Raw genomic sequence first — 14,653 nt, 5'->3', positions numbered from 1 at the left:
TCATTGCACCTCTTTCTATTTCCGTCTGCGGTACTCATGCCAGCCGCAGGTATAGAATATTTCTTTGCGGTTTACCCAGCGGGCAAACCGCTTTTGTTCTGCTGTCGGCTCACACCCGCCGTCATAGTCCCGGTACGGCTGTGCGAATGGCTGGATGCCTAATGCTTTCAAGACAAGCGCGCGGTGATACGCTTCCTCTACATCCTGCACCAGCATATACGACCACAGGCGGTGTGTACCGATACCGGCTTCCCGCAGATAGGCGACGGCCTGCGCGATCACAGGCAGCATATCAGACGTATCACAGGACAGCCGCACATACTTCACCCAATGCAGCTTAGCGAGCATTGCGGCGATCTCCGGTGTAATAAGCCGGGTGTCTAACCCTTGGTTGAAATCCACTTTCACATCCGCATGGCCCATTTCCTCTATCTGTTGCAAACCGTGCTCGTGCGCCAGCACATTATTGTCCAAAAAAATGATCGTCCGGCTGTCCGGACGCTTGATCTCCTGCCATGTCGCGGCAGGGCGGATGCCGCCCTCTTTGCGCGGGACGATACACCACGGGCAGGAACGGATACAGCCGCGCGTAAGGAAACCGACAGCATACGGGTAACGCGGGTAAATCGAGTAGTCCGGCGGCATGGCTTCTATTTCCTCCGGCAGGCTGCCGTAATCCCTGTACCCGGTACCGCCCCTGATGATCTCATCCGACTGCATGACCGTATCGTTATCCGGTGAAAAGGTAAACACCTTGCTCATATAGATGCGGTCATAGGGCAGCATCCCGTCCCACCACTCGACCATATCACCCAGTGCCTTGTGCCATGCAGAAATCCGCATCAACGCAAGGTTCGGGAAACCGTTGTGCCCGTCCACATCGACAAGGCCGATACGGCGGGCATCTTTAGTATGATTCATTTGTTCTAACTCCTGTTTTCCAAAAATATATGGGTAAGGGGGCGAGGAACGAGGCCCACGCCGCCTGCGTCTTTCCTCGCCCCCTGCGCCCGGTTATGGATAACTGCCATGCAGTTACCCACAGCCGGACACACCCCCACACCATTCTCACAGCGGCGGGCGAAAGAGAAAACGGTTAAACTGCGATCTCAAACACACCATTCCGCGTTTCAACAAACGTACCCTCCATAGATAAGTCGCGCCCATACGCTTCATAGTCAAAGTAGTATATCAGGTGGTCTGGTACGGAGATATAACCTTCCTCCACCATTTGACGCGCTACATCCGCCATATCTTCGCAGCCGGGGTAATAGATAATGTCGTCCTGATGGTCGCACAAATCCTCAATACTGCTGAAATAGCCTTGCAGTTCACGTAAATTATCCTGGATATACTCCGGCAAATCCTCCACCATTTCACACAGGCGGTTGACTTCCTCAATAGGCGTGTACTCGTCTATCTCAAAGGGCAGCTCGTAGTCGTGGATGGCGTATTCCTCGTAAAATTCGTTCAGGCCGATGCGCTCCGCCATTTCGTCATAGTCTATGGGCGGTTCAAACCAGTCGCCGACAAGCTCGCCCTCGTTGTATTTGCCGAGGTTCGCTACATATACCCGCATTTCTTCCATAATCCATTCTCACCTCCACCATGCAGGCATAAAAACGGCCGGTCTCACATTGAAACCAGCCGTTACATCAAACTCAAAAGCCCATGAGATAAGGGACAGACACACCGAAATACACTGCGAGCCTGTCCCATACTTCCTGATCTCTCGGTATACTGCTTCCATTTTCATAGTTTGTAAGCATACTCTGTGATACGCCTACCAGTACCGCAAGTCGTTTTACTGTGATACCACGCGCCCTGCGCAGCATCTTGATACGGTTTTGACGATAGCGCACATCCACACCCCATTCCTTATGCGCCGATGATCTGATTGAACAGCGTGAGCAGAACGTCTTTCACGCCTGCCGCATTGAATACAAGGCCGACCGCGATCAGCGACACGACCAGAAAACCAATGAGCTTGGAAAACTCGCGCTTAAAGCCGAGATAAATACCAATCACCACGATCGCCATAAGCACAAGAGACTGGGCGTTCGTAAGAAACCAGTTGTAAAGGTTGACGCCGAAATTCATAGGCTAATATTCCTCCATTCCGCTTGTAATTAAACTTTTGCTTGCATTTTATTCTGTAATTACAACATCCCCGATTTCCTGAAGCTGCTGTTCAATGATCTTGCGGTGCTTATCTGCCAGCTCGGTTGCCGCAAGCATTTCTTCCATGATATTTGTCCCGCATTTGCGGTCTAACTCCAGCAGCATCTTCCACGACGGCGCGACCTGATGGGACAGCCAGTTCAGCGTTTTTTCAAGGCTGTACGGCTCAGGGTCAGTCGTCAGTTTGAGCCGGTCACGATGTTCCCCAATAAACACCGACCACATATGATTCAGCGGCCAATCTTCGGGCGGCTTACGGCTATCCCTATCCACGAACCGGACATACCGGTTGATGATGCCGAATGCAGTATCTTCGGGGCTTTCGTTAGACACCAGATCATAAACCGCATAGAAAGCACGGTCGTTTTTGAGCCGGATTTCAAACCGGTTTTTGACTTCCGCATCTTCAACGGGGATTCCTTTTTTCACAAGCTGTTCATATGCCTTTTCGTAAATGCAGAAATACAAGTCAGACTGCATCGAGCCGATATACAGCGTCGCACCCATGCTTTCCTTGTTTTCCTCCCGCAGATGTGCAAGCCCGCCCGTGCGGTACGCCTTGAAACTGCGGAATACCGAGATACATTCCCCGCGGTCGCATTTATCACACAGATAGGGGATATCCAAAATCCCCGCCCGATCATTGATTGCAAGGTCTATCCGCTTGAAAACCGCTTTTTCATCGAGAAACATCCGGAACAATTCAATCCAGCTTCTTTTCTGTCCATCCAGATAGGCTTCAAATTGGCGGCAGCCCTTGCCTTTAAGCTCAAGCAGCACACCTTTTTCCTCCATCGGTGAAGTCATGACCGCAATATCGCCCAGCACATACATACTGGAATAGGAATAAAGCCCGTGATCTTCCTGCGCCATATAGTTCATTTTGAGCCGCAGCACATCTTCAATAATATGCCTTGCGTCCATCGTAGGGAAGCGCACCCGCACATAGTCGATCATCAGGTTAAGCGGGTCTGGGTACAGGGTCTTGAGCGCCGCGGCGAGCCTTTTCCTTGTCTTGTCTGTCACCGGCAGCTTTCCGGTTTCCAGACGGCACAGGTATTCACGCGAAATACCTGCAACAGCGGCAACCGCCTTGCGCGAAATACCGTTGCGTTCCCGTTCTTCACGGAAATGCCAAATCCATTCGTTGTTTTCCATGAGATGGTCTCCTTTCTGCGTCATGTGACATTGACGCCCGTTTTTGACATAACCCTTAAAAGCCCAAAATCCAGACGGCATCAGGGTTTCTACTTTGTAAAGCGGCTGGCCATTGGCGATTTGTACCCCCCTGTTAGATACAGGGGGTTCAGGCACGCGGGCGCGGCTTCGCCGCGCCCGCCATCCGCCCTTGCCGCGCTGGCGGCTTTCGCGCTGCACACCGCGCGCGGCAGGGCGGGGCGTGCAGACAGAAATGCTATACATGGTATGTCACTTGCAGGAGTATGCCGGAAAAGGAAAGTTCGACATGCTCATCCGCTGGACGGTAACTGTCCTGCATACAGAACTCCCACACTGCCGCATCCTCAAACCCCAGCCAGACCATTTCGGAAACTTTTTTCTGCTCCGGATTATCCCGCATCTTCGCTTCAAGGAAACGCACAGCAGCGTCAATACTGCTTTCGACCTTCTGCATCCGTCCGTCTGCTTCCCGCATGACCTGATTAAATTCCGGTACGGTGAGATCAGATGCCGAACCTCCTACGAACTGCAATTCATCCAGCTCGTTTACATGAAACCATGTTGCTATCTTGTCCTCATTGTATGGAAACAGCACCATTCCCGTAATATTTTCGTCCCTATCCTTTGTTGTAACGAAGCGTTCTACTTTGTCATTCACTGCAAATCCTCCATTATATCCCTATCTGAACACACTTGCTTTAGTCCAGCCGCCAGTGTGCCGATCTCCCTTAGGAAGTCATACCCTTTGGGTACGACCGGCGTATAAAACTCGGTAATGACACCCTTACCGGTATCTGCATAGCCGCACCCCTTGACGTTCTTGAAGAAAAACTCTTTCTTCACTTCACCGAACATCATGCTGTATCCCAGCTCGGACATACGCCCCAGCGCGACACGGAAGTTAAACTGGTCACGGATACCGTCACCGAGATACTTTGCATCCGGGCGCTGGCAGGCGAGGATCAGGAAGAATCCCACCTGCCGTCCCAGCATGACAATCTGCTTGAGCTTGTTTAATACGTCCTCACGTTCGCGCGTGTTCAGCATTTCCATGAACGCGACGTATTCGTCGAATATCAAAAAGTGCGGTTCCAAGCTGAGATAGGCGTAGTTCTCGCCGGTCTTATAGCCCTGCATGGATTTCATGCTTTCGCTTCGCTGCATCATCCTGTCGCAAAACCGGCTGACACCGGCAGCAATATCCTCCTTGCGGTAATACACCTCCGGCATCACAGTAGACAGGTCTGCCAGATCAGCATTTTTCGGGTCTAAAATATGCAGCACAGCATCGGTCTGTAAAAGCGCCTGGATGATCGTCAGGATGAAATACGTCTTGCCGCCGCCCGTACCGCCTGCGATCAGCATGTGCGGGAGCGTGTCATACTCCCACCAGACGTTCTTCATCAGCCGTAGACGCCCGCCCTCGGCTTTCGCTTCGGCAATCGGGATACGGTTTGCCACCATGTCATAAAGCAGGGTATATTCCACATACCCGTCCCGCAGCTCGCGGCTGACCAGCTCGCAGTACAGGCCGCTTTCCAGCTTGGTTTCCAGATGAAGCAGCGGTTCCTGATATTTCCCCATCGTGATTTCCACTTGAAAATGCAAAAGCCCGTTTTCCATGCGGTAATACATCCGTGGAAAACGGGCTATCTTCGTTTTTGTATCCGGACTGGGTAAATCCTTGAAAAAGCCGTCCTGCTTTGTCCGTTCGGCCTGCTCGTACCACTGATTTTCGAGCACCATGCGCGCCAGCTTTTGACGGTGCATGAGCTGCCGCACGACATCCGGGAATAGACGGTACAGCAGGACAAGCACTGTCCCAGCAACCGCCGCCGACACAATACTACTGAGCAGCAGATACGGCATATGCCAACCAAAGCCGCCGACGCCCAGCATGAACAGCCTGCGCCAGTCTGTTTGCAGGATGGTTTTCAAGTTGAGTAAAGCGAAAGCCGCAAGGAACACCGGAAGCACCACACAACAGGCAGACCGGAACACCAAATCCCTATCTGCCGGACGGATACGCTTGCCGCGATACCGGAAAAGCTTCATATCACTTACGCTTTCTTCTCCGGCGGGTTGTCCTTGCGCGGCTGGGCGGGCTGCCCGCTGTTCGGCGCAGAAGCCGGTTCGGGCTTGACCAATACGATATCCTCCGCCTTGATATACCAGTCTACATCTGCGTTGTCGCCGAACGTCGCGTGCGCCACAGCGCCGAATTTCGCGCCCACGAGGTCTACCACCGCATTATACGGATAGTCCCGGACCGGGACGCTGGCCGGGATACTCACCTGGATCATGCGGCCCTGCGTTTTGCTTTTCAGATCGTAGGTACGTTCTTTTACCACATCCGACCGCGTACCGTCCTCATTCTGCACATAGACCTCACGGCGCATGGAAGAAAAGCGCAGCTCACCCAGCGTAGGGACATGTCTCCCTGTAAATCCATTTCCGAATCTTGCCATAAACAATACCCGTCCTTTCTTCCTTACGCCTTGATGATATCATCCGCGTGGATAATAAAATCTATATAACCATTCCCGTTGATCGCGTAACCTTCCGCCGTCACCCACGGGTTGACAAGCTGCACCGGCTCCATATAGTCAAAATGTTTTTCGCCCGCCTGCGCCGGGATCACGACTTCGATATCGTCCGCACGCTGTACATCCGAAAACAGCTTGTACCGCCGCTGGACAACAACTTCCTGCCGCCCGACACGCTTTTTATCTTCACGGCTGGCCTGTTCCGGCCCGCCAAATTCCAGATTGCCAAGGTCTTTTTCCTTGTCCGGGACTACAAACAGTAAATTCATAATGTTACCTCCAAACTGCTGTTATGGTTTATTCTGTCATTACTTCTGCGATACCCGCCATGATATACTCCGCGCAGGGCAGGGCGATCGCGTTGCCGAGCGCAAAGCAGCGGGCATGGTTGCTGATGGGTTCATCCTTGCAGCCGTATGCCGTCCAGCCCTCGGGCAGGCCCATGAGCCGTTCACATTCCAAGGGCGTAAGGTCACGGATAAAACCGTCCTGCTCTTTTCCCTCATACCAGAATGCGAAGGGCTGACCTACACTGGCAAGCAAAGTTGGGAAGGGTTCGCCGTTTCTGCCGAAACACGTGCGGAAACCTTTTTGATCGCCCTGCTTTGCCATTGACCGCATCCGCCGGAGCTGGAAGGGACGCACGACGGGTACCTGCCGCCCTGCTTGAGCAGCAGGTATTCGATCTCCGCGGGCGGCGGGCAGCCTGCTTTCGCCGCAAGGCGCAGGATACGGGAGCATACTGCGGGGCTTAAATAATACTTCTGCGGCACGTTCTCCTGCAAAATCCGCCACGACGAACACCCGCCGCCTACGCTGCGAAAGAGCGGGTTCTCCCCAATACTGGGCGTCCATGAGCCGCCAAGCGGTATCAGCCCGTCCCCCTCGCACCATTCCGGCGTGCGCCCAGATACCACTATCAGGCATTGGAATCTCGGTACCTGTGAATGCGTGGAGCACGGCTGCAAAATCCAGCCGGTCATTTGACACAAAAGCTCCCGCGACGTTCTCCCAGACAGCGAAAGCTGGATACCGGTTATCTGTTGCATTCCTCATTTCCTCAATAATACGCATGGCCTGATAGAACAGGCCGGATTTACTGCCTGCCAGACCGGTACGGTTGCCGATCTGCGACAGATTTTGGCACGGCGAGCCGAACGTGACCACATCCACGGGCGGTATTTTGCCGCCGTCTATCTGCGTAATATCGCCCAGATGCAGCATTTCAGGGAAATGCCGCTTGGTGATGGATACCGGCGCTCTGGCGATCTCGCTGGCCCACACGGGGACAATGCCACAGCGGGACGCGGCGAGAGGGAACACGCCGATGCCGTCAAAGAGACTGCCGAGTTTAAGTGCGGACACGGCCGGACCTCTTGCGCCCCCGCGCCCGCACGCCGTCCATGCTGTTCCACTTTGGGGATTTCCCACGGATGCGGGAGAAGCAGTCACAGCGTTCGTCCGGGTCCAAATTCGCCCCGCAGTAGGGGCAGGTGTGATAGTACATAAGCTGTCCTCCTTTTGATGGTTGGTTGATGGCCTGCACAGATCCCGGCGGCGGGCGGGCATGGTGAGTGACGATCTCAGGGCATAAAAATAACCGCCCGGACAGGGCGGTTCGGTGGATTGTTCGGTTGTTCATAAACTTATTCTTTCTACATAATATTTTTGTCACACATGATTCACCTTGACAAAAAAGGCAATCTAAGATATCCTTTTATTAGAAAAAGCAGAATACAGAATTTTAACATAATTTCTAACATCAAAAGATATTTCAAAGGAGATTTGCTACATGGGTATGATTATTGAGTTTAATTGGTTTATGGTTGTCGCTAATGAAAATAAAATACTTGAAGAGCAAGAAAACCTATTCTATACAATAAAGAGTGAAAAACGCATTTATCCAATAGGTTTCCAAATTCCATTAATCGTTAAAGAACAGGGTTGCATCGGCATGATAAAAGTTTTAAAAACTGTTATTAATGAAAAAGAAACAAGGATTTATTTCAATAAAACTGAGTCTTTTGATATGAAGAGTGCAGTAGCCACTCATTACTATGAAAGATATTTAGATTTCAAAAAACGTGAGAAAGAAATAAATCCTTGATTCATATCACCATAATTATTATATCTGTGGCACCCTAATCTAAGTTTTTATGGTATATCATTGAGCTATGATATAAATTCCATAAAATTGAAGATCGGGGTGTCGTATTTTTAGATATGATGATGGAGGTCATTATGCTAGGAATGCGAGGATTTTATATCACTAAGGCCGAATATGATTCAATACGAAAAAATCTGGTATCTAACAACAATCAACTGATAAAAATTGCATTACAGAATCTTATTACTAAGTTAGAATATGGTCAACGTATGAATAATGTCTGTTCAAAAGATTTATGTGCAGTACTATATGATGTTGTTCAGAACGATGATTATAAAATCAGGAAATGGGCATATCACCTCATTGTTTACAAACAAAATCGTGCATTGGTAAATCGTTGCATTCATAACTTGAAATCTGGATTCGAAAAAGATGCAGAAAATATTAGTTGGATATTGGCGATTGTGTCAAGATCTTATAACTCGGATATGCTTCACGAGTTATATAAAAAATGTCCAGATACAAAAATATCACAGCAAACATATACTTTATGCTCTACCTTGTTTTCTTCAAATTCAAATATGCTTAACGCTCAAGAAATCAATCATATTGTTGATGGGGAAGATTTTCTGTCTAAAATGTGGTTAACCAAAGTTTTTGGCTGTAATTATAATCGACAAAAAAAGAGAGATTATTCGAATTTGATCAACGCTAACGTGATGAATTCTTTGTTGCAAGATACCAGCATTCAAAGATATGCTTTATGGGCCTTTTCTACTTTAGAAAAAGTCAATGTAAAAGTAATTGAAATCAATCCATATGATGCAAAAAAATTACCATCTAAAAGTCTAGCATGGTACTATACAGGATTATTTAAAGATGAAAATTATATTCAAGAAAATGTGGATCATATTATAAATATTCTTGAAGACTTTCTGATTTACCCTCAAGTTGTGCAAATGGGTATATTAAGAGGCATTTGTAGTGCACATTATCCATTAGGGGAAATGTTATATCCAATAGCAAGTGCATTTTTAGAATTAGATGAGAACGATGATAAACAGTTACCCTTGGTGATACTATTTATTCAAATTCTAATTGATCATGAAAAAGAAAGCGGGGAAATCACCAAAATATTGAAAGATTATAGCGATTCAACAACTTGTGATGAATTGAGAAGATTATTATGGTATCGTGAAGGGATAATCACGGAGGAATCTAATATGGGAATAGTTATCAACGGGAATGTTGGAAATATTCAAAATAATGAAGGAATATCAATGGCAAACCAAAATAATATTTTATTTTATACAGAATCCGATTCGACATTAAATCCGCAGTCTATTCAGCAAGATGTAAATCAAATAAAAGAAAAAGTCGTTGCCGGTGAATTTGATGGATATTTTGAAGGCGAAAACGATGAGTTAGAGGCGCTTTTTGAAAAAGTGCAATATGGATTTAATTCGGCAAAACGTAGCAACGTAGTTAAGGAAAAAGAGGTTCTGGAACTACTATCTAAAGTAGAAGTCGATTTAAGAGAATTGGCACATGAAAGTAAAACGGACAAGAAAAAATCACGATTCTCTGATATGCTATCAAAGGTTTCACAAATTTGCTCGATATCCGTCAACGCACCAAAGCTGTGGCCCTTGTTAAAAGATGCAGTGGATTTTATCAAACAGTTTTTGCATATTTTGGAAATTTAATCAATTTTTACACAGGGAGACTAGAGCCTTAAATCTTTATTTTAATGCAAACTCGCCCATCCCCATCTTAGATATACGGACGAGATCATCTAAAAAATGACATCAATTTCGTTAAAATAGTGTCATTTCATGTTAGCTGCTGCTGCCACCTGGATTTTGACACCACAAATGACACCAGAGATTTCGGCTACTATAATTTTGAAACGGCCTGAAACGGTGCTTTTCGTAGATCCTTTACACTGCATTATTGAAACTTCTGATTTCAAAATTACAGACTGTAAGCATTTTAAAGGGGAAATGCTATACTTTTGTTCTACCTTTGAACTTTTCGTATAATTGAAGGGAAACTGCTTTTGAAAAACTGCGGTTTCCACCCTCTTATGAATCACCCCTTTCCCTTGGAGGGCACGGTGGTGATGGGAGAACTGAGACTATAAAGGAACGGCAGAGAATTTTTTCTACTGTAGGGGAGCACAGTGTGCTCCCATTTCTTTACCTATTCGCAGTGTCAGATACCGTTCTGCTACACATAAGATTAAGTCCACGCAGAGGGCGGCATGACAGTGCCGCCCAATTTTTTTTGTGCGTTATACCGCCCGGCACCTGCGAAGATAAATTGTATCGAACGCTTAATCCGCAGGTGCCGTACGTTACAACATGCCAAAGTGTTGCGCGACACTGTTATGTCGCGCCTGCGTTGACTTAATCTTATGTGTAGCAGAACGGTATCTGATACTGCGAACAGGTTACGAAAAACATGGAAGAAAAAATCCTCTGCCGTACTCCTTTTCGGAGCGATCACATGTCGGCAATCTGCGCCAGGCTATCCAAGGGAAAGGTAGGAGTCCAAAGAGGAAGGAAAACCGCAGGTTGTCCTTCCTTTTTGCCCCCGCGGCGGGCGCCGCGACGCTCCCGCCGTCCGCAGACGGCGAATCCCCCGCTGAGGTTCAGCGAAAAACTCCCCGCCCGTCAGGGGCGAACCCGCCTGCGGCAGTTCGCGTGCCCCGGTCAGCCGATGCAGAAAAAGAGCCGCCCGTCAGGGTCGAACCCGCCTGCGGCAGTTCGCGTGCCCCGCTCAGCCGATGCAGAAAAAGGAGCTGCCCGTCAGGGGCGAACCCGCCTGCGGCAGTTCGTGTGCCCTGGTCACCTTGTGTCGAGAAAAGAAAAGCACCGCAGAATTGCTTCCACAGTGCTCAAAGTATGCACTTTTACTCAAATCGCAGCAGCGTATCGACATCCTTACGCGCCGGCGCCTGCGGTTCCTGTGCCGGATGACCGAGTGCGATGAGCGCGGCCACTTCCTGACCCTCGGGGATTTCCACGACCTTGGCAACCTCAGCGGGATCGTAAACGCCCATGATGACCGTGCCGAGACCGAGCGCATGCGCGGACAGGCAGAAGGTCTGTGCGGCGATGCCCGCATCAAAGGACTGCCAGTGAGTGGCAAGCGGGGTACTGAACGAGCCGTCGCGCTCGTAGCCGGAGCGACCCTTGATCATGGTCAGCACGACCAGTGCCGGTGCACCGTGCGTGGTCTTCTGGTTGAAGGCGAAGTCCAGCATGCAGTCGTCCGCCAGCTTGTCCTTCTTTTCCTTGTCGGTCACAACGATGTAGCGCGCGATCTGCGTATTCTTCCAGCTCGGCGCAAAGGCAGCAGCTTCAACGACCTGACGAACCTCGTCCTCGGTCACAGGTTGCTCGGTGAACTTGCGGATGCTTCGGCGGGTTTTGATACATTCCAGTGCTTCCATGAGAATATCTTCCTTTTTAGAGTATGTTTGACTTTATTATAGCAGAGCGGAAAAGCAAGTGCAAGTTAATTATCCGCCATTACCTTAATATAGTAGCGGCGATGGCGCGGACCGTCGAACTCGCAGAAATACACGCCCTGCCAGATGCCGAGGATGGGCTTGCCGTCCTCGATGAGCACGGTCTGGCTCGGGCCGACATAGCTGCACTTGAGGTGCGCGGTCGAATTGCCCTCGGCATGCCGGAACTCGCGCCGGTCGGGAAACGCCTCGCGCAGACCGAGCAGCAGATCGTGCTGCACATCCGGGTCGGCGTTTTCGTTGATGGTGATACCGGCGGTCGTATGCGGGCAGTACACCACGGCAAGGCCGCTCTGCACGCCGCTTTCGCGGATGACTTCACGCAATCTGGCGGTGATATTGTACATGCCCTCGTGATCGGTCGAGATGGAAAATTCTCTGGTTTTCATGCTCATTCTCCTCGGCTTTCGTGCAGATAGGTCGCTTCCAGATCGGAAAGGTGCAGCTTTACGGCAAGCGGGTACTTCTCGAACGCATGCGCGAGTGCGAAGCTGCCGCCCTTGACCGACTCGTCAAAGCCGCCCATGTGCCAGCGCACGGCGATCGCTTCCTCGGTGCGCAGCCGCATGAACCGCTCGATCAGGAATACGGATTTTTCGCCGTGACCATACGGAAACTGGTCGTCTACTGCGTAAACCGGCACCTTTTCCCACTCGCCGCGGTCGTTTTTGCGGTTGCGGAGCTCGGTCTTGTAGAAACCGGCCTTGCACAGATCGTGCAGGAGCGAAACGATGGTGTAGCTTTCCAGATCGTCGGTTTCGGGATTGAAATGCTTGGAGATCAGCACGTTGTACACGTTGAGCGAGTGGTCGAGCAGACCGCCCTCATACGCAGCATGGAATCGCGTGGACGCGGGAGCCGTGAAGAAATCCGTGCCCTCAAGCCACGCAAGCAGCTTTTCCGCGCCCGGACGATGGATGTTTTTGTTGTAGGTTTCGATGAAAATCTCTTTATTTGACATGTTGTTCCTCCATTCGGGTGCGGGCAAGCCGCAGAAGCATATCCCGTCGATTGTCGGTCTGACCGTCTATCACGGCATCCAGCAGGGCGTGCAGCATTTCACCGACCGGTCTGCCGCGCAGACCGAGCGCCTGTAAATCGGCTCCGTTTACGGCAAGCTGCCGCAGCGAGAAGCATTGCTCCTGCGCGAGCACGCGGTTCAGCAGCGCTTCGGTCTCAAACAGCTGCGCCACATAGTCGCGGCTGGTGCCCTGACCGACCGCATCGCCTTTTTTGATCGCCAGCAGGTCGCGGAACCGCGCCTCTCCGATGCGCGACAGGCTGCGCCGCACCAGCTTTTCGTTGTCACCGAGCGGTGTGTCGTGCCGCTCGACCAGCAGGAGAATGCGCTCGCTGTCCTCGGTCGAAAACCGCAGGCGCGGCAAGAGCTCGCGCGACAGCGCAAGGCTCGCCCTGGGATGTCCCCGGAAATGCCCGATGCCTTGCTCGTCCACGGTCTTGCAGGCGGGCTTTCCGCTGTCGTGCAGCAGCATCGCCCACCGGAGCACCGGCTCGGCCGGCACCTGACCGACCGCGCGCACGGTGTGCTCCCACACATCGTACAGGTGGTGCGGATTCTGCTGCTGACAGCCCAGCATGGGCGCGAGCTCGGGCAGGGCAGAGGTGATAAGGTCGGCGTAAGTCATCAGTGTGCGCTGCACATAGCGGCCGCACAGCAGACCGGTCAGCTCCTCGCGGATGCGCTCGGCGGCAATGCAGTGCAGGCGATGCACCTGCCGCCGCATGGCAGCGGCGGTTTCCGGCTCGATGGCAAAACCCAGCTTGGACGCGAACCGCAGTCCGCGCAGGATGCGCAGCACGTCCTCCTGAAATCGGGTGTCTGCATCACCGACAGCACGTAGAATGCCGTTTTTGAGGTCGGTTTGCCCGCCAAACGGGTCGCACAGACCGCGTTCCGGGTGCCACGCCATTGCACCGACTGTAAAATCCCGGCGTGCCAGATCCTCACGGATGTCGGTGACAAAGCGCACGCCGTCCGGATGCCGTCCGTCCGAGTAGCCGCCCTCCGTGCGGTAGGTGGTAATCTCGAGCGGGCCGCCGTCCGTGAGCACGGTCAGCGTGCCGTGCCTGAGTCCGGTGGTGAGCACACGCGCGTCCGCGAACACAGCCTGCATCTGAGCCGGAGACGCGGACGTACACAAGTCCCAGTCGTGCGGCTCTGCGCCGCGCAGGCTGTCGCGCACGCAGCCGCCGACCGCCCACGCCTCAAATCCGGCACGCTCTAATTGCCGGATGGCGTGCGCCGCGTGTTCGGGCAGCTGCATCACTTTTTGTCCTGCTTTAGCTTGTACGAGCTGCCGTCCGGATTGATAACCACTGTGTTATCCAGCTGTGCCTTCAGGCTCTTGCGGAAATCGGCAACGTACTCCGCGCGGAGCTCCTGCTGCTCCTTCTTTTCTGCGTCGGTCAGTCCTTCGGTCTTGGCCTTTTTGGCAAGCGCGTTGATGCGTGCAATTTTTTCGTCAGTCATATTGCAAAATCTCCTTGATTATCCTTGTGCTATCTTTATATTATATCAAATTTCTATCCGGAATTAAAGTCTTTTGCGCACCCGCAGCAGGCGTTTCCGGTTATACCGCTGAATCCATGCGAACGGCAGGTTCGCCAGCTGAATCGCAAGCGCAATGACCGCATACCGGATGAGCCACGCCGTCCGGTCGGCGCTCAGCAGACAAAACCCGAGCGATACCCAGCCGAGCACACCGATCACATAATGAATCACCTCCGCGCGGCAGGTGATGAACAGAAAACGGTCGAGGTATGCCGTATCCCGCCCGGATTTGAGGTGCCGCTTGTCAAATTCGGGATTGAACTGCGGCAGCCGGTCCTTCCATTTCGGCAGACCGATTTTGCGGAAAACCCGCATTTCCCAGTCGGAAACCGTGAAAAAGCGCCGGTTCGGGTCGAACCACCGTGTCTGCACGTCCTTCGGCAGAGCGCACACTGCGCCAGCCGTACCGAAATGCAGTCCGACCCAGAACGCTGTATTCAGCAGGGTAATGAGCAGATCCTTCATGCGGTTTGCCTCCCTTCGTACTGCCTCTATCATACCATGATACCGCCGTTTGTTCAACCGAACCGCCT

The 14,653-nt window shown here is 51.5% G+C and carries 19 protein-coding genes; 2 read left to right on the top strand and 17 right to left on the bottom strand.

Annotation, left to right across the window (positions count from 1 at the left end; translation table 11 throughout):
- Positions 1-15: 15 nt before the first annotated feature.
- The 11 genes from PG722_RS06145 to PG722_RS06100 form a co-directional block, all read right to left on the bottom strand.
- Complete coding sequence (locus PG722_RS06145) at positions 16-921, bottom strand: radical SAM protein (protein WP_117492376.1); 906 nt, start codon at positions 919-921, stop codon at positions 16-18.
- 175 nt (positions 922-1,096) lie between these two features.
- Positions 1,097-1,591 carry an antirestriction protein ArdA gene (locus PG722_RS06140; RefSeq protein WP_442861144.1) on the bottom strand — a complete coding sequence of 165 codons (495 nt, stop codon included), beginning with the start codon at positions 1,589-1,591 and terminating at the stop codon, positions 1,097-1,099.
- A gap of 70 nt (positions 1,592-1,661) precedes the next feature.
- Positions 1,662-1,835: a helix-turn-helix domain-containing protein gene (locus PG722_RS14155; protein WP_382737162.1), complete on the bottom strand. Its 174-nt coding sequence runs from the start codon at positions 1,833-1,835 to the stop codon at positions 1,662-1,664.
- Between the two features lie 43 nt (positions 1,836-1,878).
- On the bottom strand, positions 1,879-2,100 hold the full coding sequence (locus PG722_RS06135; protein WP_110436175.1) for a hypothetical protein: 222 nt from the start codon (positions 2,098-2,100) through the stop codon (positions 1,879-1,881).
- A 48-nt stretch (positions 2,101-2,148) separates the two neighbouring features.
- Complete coding sequence (locus PG722_RS06130) at positions 2,149-3,339, bottom strand: XRE family transcriptional regulator (RefSeq protein ID WP_117492378.1); 1,191 nt, start codon at positions 3,337-3,339, stop codon at positions 2,149-2,151.
- A 256-nt stretch (positions 3,340-3,595) separates the two neighbouring features.
- Positions 3,596-4,018 (bottom strand): hypothetical protein, encoded by a 423-nt coding sequence (locus tag PG722_RS06125; RefSeq protein ID WP_117492380.1) that lies wholly within the window; start codon positions 4,016-4,018, stop codon positions 3,596-3,598.
- Positions 4,015-5,415: an FtsK/SpoIIIE domain-containing protein gene (locus PG722_RS06120; protein ID WP_117492382.1), complete on the bottom strand. Its 1,401-nt coding sequence runs from the start codon at positions 5,413-5,415 to the stop codon at positions 4,015-4,017. Before PG722_RS06120 ends, PG722_RS06125 begins: the two co-directional genes overlap by 4 nt.
- A gap of 5 nt (positions 5,416-5,420) precedes the next feature.
- Positions 5,421-5,828 (bottom strand): YdcP family protein, encoded by a 408-nt coding sequence (locus PG722_RS06115; RefSeq protein WP_117492384.1) that lies wholly within the window; start codon positions 5,826-5,828, stop codon positions 5,421-5,423.
- Positions 5,829-5,851: 23 nt separating this feature from the next.
- On the bottom strand, positions 5,852-6,175 hold the full coding sequence (locus PG722_RS06110) for a YdcP family protein (protein WP_117492386.1): 324 nt from the start codon (positions 6,173-6,175) through the stop codon (positions 5,852-5,854).
- A 28-nt stretch (positions 6,176-6,203) separates the two neighbouring features.
- Positions 6,204-7,271 (bottom strand): DNA cytosine methyltransferase, encoded by a 1,068-nt coding sequence (locus PG722_RS06105; RefSeq protein ID WP_117492388.1) that lies wholly within the window; start codon positions 7,269-7,271, stop codon positions 6,204-6,206.
- Complete coding sequence (locus tag PG722_RS06100; RefSeq protein ID WP_158557260.1) at positions 7,258-7,413, bottom strand: hypothetical protein; 156 nt, start codon at positions 7,411-7,413, stop codon at positions 7,258-7,260. The genes PG722_RS06105 and PG722_RS06100 overlap by 14 nt, the downstream gene beginning before the upstream one ends.
- A 285-nt stretch (positions 7,414-7,698) precedes the next feature.
- Between PG722_RS06100 and PG722_RS06095 the strand changes: the two genes are divergently transcribed.
- On the top strand, positions 7,699-8,013 hold the full coding sequence (locus tag PG722_RS06095; protein ID WP_117492390.1) for a DUF2584 family protein: 315 nt from the start codon (positions 7,699-7,701) through the stop codon (positions 8,011-8,013).
- 116 nt (positions 8,014-8,129) lie between these two features.
- Positions 8,130-9,719, top strand: a complete 1,590-nt coding sequence (locus tag PG722_RS06090; RefSeq protein WP_147357798.1) for a hypothetical protein — start codon at positions 8,130-8,132, stop codon at positions 9,717-9,719.
- 1,208 nt (positions 9,720-10,927) lie between these two features.
- Here the strand turns inward: PG722_RS06090 and PG722_RS06085 are convergent.
- The 6 genes from PG722_RS06085 to PG722_RS06060 all read right to left on the bottom strand — a co-directional run bounded on the left by PG722_RS06085 (position 10,928) and on the right by PG722_RS06060 (position 14,585).
- On the bottom strand, positions 10,928-11,470 hold the full coding sequence (locus PG722_RS06085) for a nitroreductase family protein (RefSeq protein WP_270579970.1): 543 nt from the start codon (positions 11,468-11,470) through the stop codon (positions 10,928-10,930).
- Positions 11,471-11,535: 65 nt separating this feature from the next.
- Entirely contained in the window at positions 11,536-11,937 is a 402-nt protein-coding gene (locus PG722_RS06080) for a secondary thiamine-phosphate synthase enzyme YjbQ (protein ID WP_110437318.1), read from the bottom strand.
- A gap of 2 nt (positions 11,938-11,939) precedes the next feature.
- Positions 11,940-12,509, bottom strand: coding sequence for a hydrolase (locus PG722_RS06075; RefSeq protein WP_110437317.1), 570 nt, complete (start codon positions 12,507-12,509; stop codon positions 11,940-11,942).
- Positions 12,499-13,833: a CCA tRNA nucleotidyltransferase gene (locus tag PG722_RS06070; protein WP_270579969.1), complete on the bottom strand. Its 1,335-nt coding sequence runs from the start codon at positions 13,831-13,833 to the stop codon at positions 12,499-12,501. The genes PG722_RS06075 and PG722_RS06070 overlap by 11 nt, the downstream gene beginning before the upstream one ends.
- A complete protein-coding gene (locus tag PG722_RS06065) occupies positions 13,833-14,039 on the bottom strand; it encodes a DUF896 domain-containing protein (protein ID WP_116704796.1) in 207 nt (68 codons plus the stop codon). Before PG722_RS06065 ends, PG722_RS06070 begins: the two co-directional genes overlap by 1 nt.
- A gap of 63 nt (positions 14,040-14,102) precedes the next feature.
- A complete protein-coding gene (locus PG722_RS06060) occupies positions 14,103-14,585 on the bottom strand; it encodes a hypothetical protein (protein WP_270579967.1) in 483 nt (160 codons plus the stop codon).
- Between the last annotated feature and the right edge of the window lie 68 nt (positions 14,586-14,653).

Source organism: Butyricicoccus sp. OF27-2pH9A (genome assembly GCF_027693185.1).
Lineage (GTDB): Bacteria > Bacillota > Clostridia > Oscillospirales > Butyricicoccaceae > Agathobaculum > Agathobaculum butyriciproducens.
This window is presented reverse-complemented; position numbering and strand designations above follow the sequence as displayed.

What these genes read in the sequence shown, in the direction of transcription:
- PG722_RS06065 (WP_116704796.1), bottom strand. Translation starts at nt 14,039, where the DNA reads ATGACTGACGAAAAAATTGCACGCATCAACGCGCTTGCCAAAAAGGCC.
- PG722_RS06115 (WP_117492384.1), bottom strand. Translation starts at nt 5,828, where the DNA reads ATGGCAAGATTCGGAAATGGATTTACAGGGAGACATGTCCCTACGCTG.
- PG722_RS14155 (WP_382737162.1), bottom strand. Translation starts at nt 1,835, where the DNA reads ATGCTGCGCAGGGCGCGTGGTATCACAGTAAAACGACTTGCGGTACTG.
- PG722_RS06120 (WP_117492382.1), bottom strand. Translation starts at nt 5,415, where the DNA reads ATGAAGCTTTTCCGGTATCGCGGCAAGCGTATCCGTCCGGCAGATAGG.
- PG722_RS06145 (WP_117492376.1), bottom strand. Translation starts at nt 921, where the DNA reads ATGAATCATACTAAAGATGCCCGCCGTATCGGCCTTGTCGATGTGGAC.
- PG722_RS06085 (WP_270579970.1), bottom strand. Translation starts at nt 11,470, where the DNA reads ATGGAAGCACTGGAATGTATCAAAACCCGCCGAAGCATCCGCAAGTTC.
- PG722_RS06075 (WP_110437317.1), bottom strand. Translation starts at nt 12,509, where the DNA reads ATGTCAAATAAAGAGATTTTCATCGAAACCTACAACAAAAACATCCAT.
- PG722_RS06110 (WP_117492386.1), bottom strand. Translation starts at nt 6,175, where the DNA reads ATGAATTTACTGTTTGTAGTCCCGGACAAGGAAAAAGACCTTGGCAAT.
- PG722_RS06070 (WP_270579969.1), bottom strand. Translation starts at nt 13,833, where the DNA reads ATGCAGCTGCCCGAACACGCGGCGCACGCCATCCGGCAATTAGAGCGT.
- PG722_RS06135 (WP_110436175.1), bottom strand. Translation starts at nt 2,100, where the DNA reads ATGAATTTCGGCGTCAACCTTTACAACTGGTTTCTTACGAACGCCCAG.
- PG722_RS06130 (WP_117492378.1), bottom strand. Translation starts at nt 3,339, where the DNA reads ATGGAAAACAACGAATGGATTTGGCATTTCCGTGAAGAACGGGAACGC.
- PG722_RS06080 (WP_110437318.1), bottom strand. Translation starts at nt 11,937, where the DNA reads ATGAAAACCAGAGAATTTTCCATCTCGACCGATCACGAGGGCATGTAC.
- PG722_RS06090 (WP_147357798.1), top strand. Translation starts at nt 8,130, where the DNA reads ATGATGATGGAGGTCATTATGCTAGGAATGCGAGGATTTTATATCACT.
- PG722_RS06095 (WP_117492390.1), top strand. Translation starts at nt 7,699, where the DNA reads ATGGGTATGATTATTGAGTTTAATTGGTTTATGGTTGTCGCTAATGAA.
- PG722_RS06100 (WP_158557260.1), bottom strand. Translation starts at nt 7,413, where the DNA reads ATGTACTATCACACCTGCCCCTACTGCGGGGCGAATTTGGACCCGGAC.
- PG722_RS06060 (WP_270579967.1), bottom strand. Translation starts at nt 14,585, where the DNA reads ATGAAGGATCTGCTCATTACCCTGCTGAATACAGCGTTCTGGGTCGGA.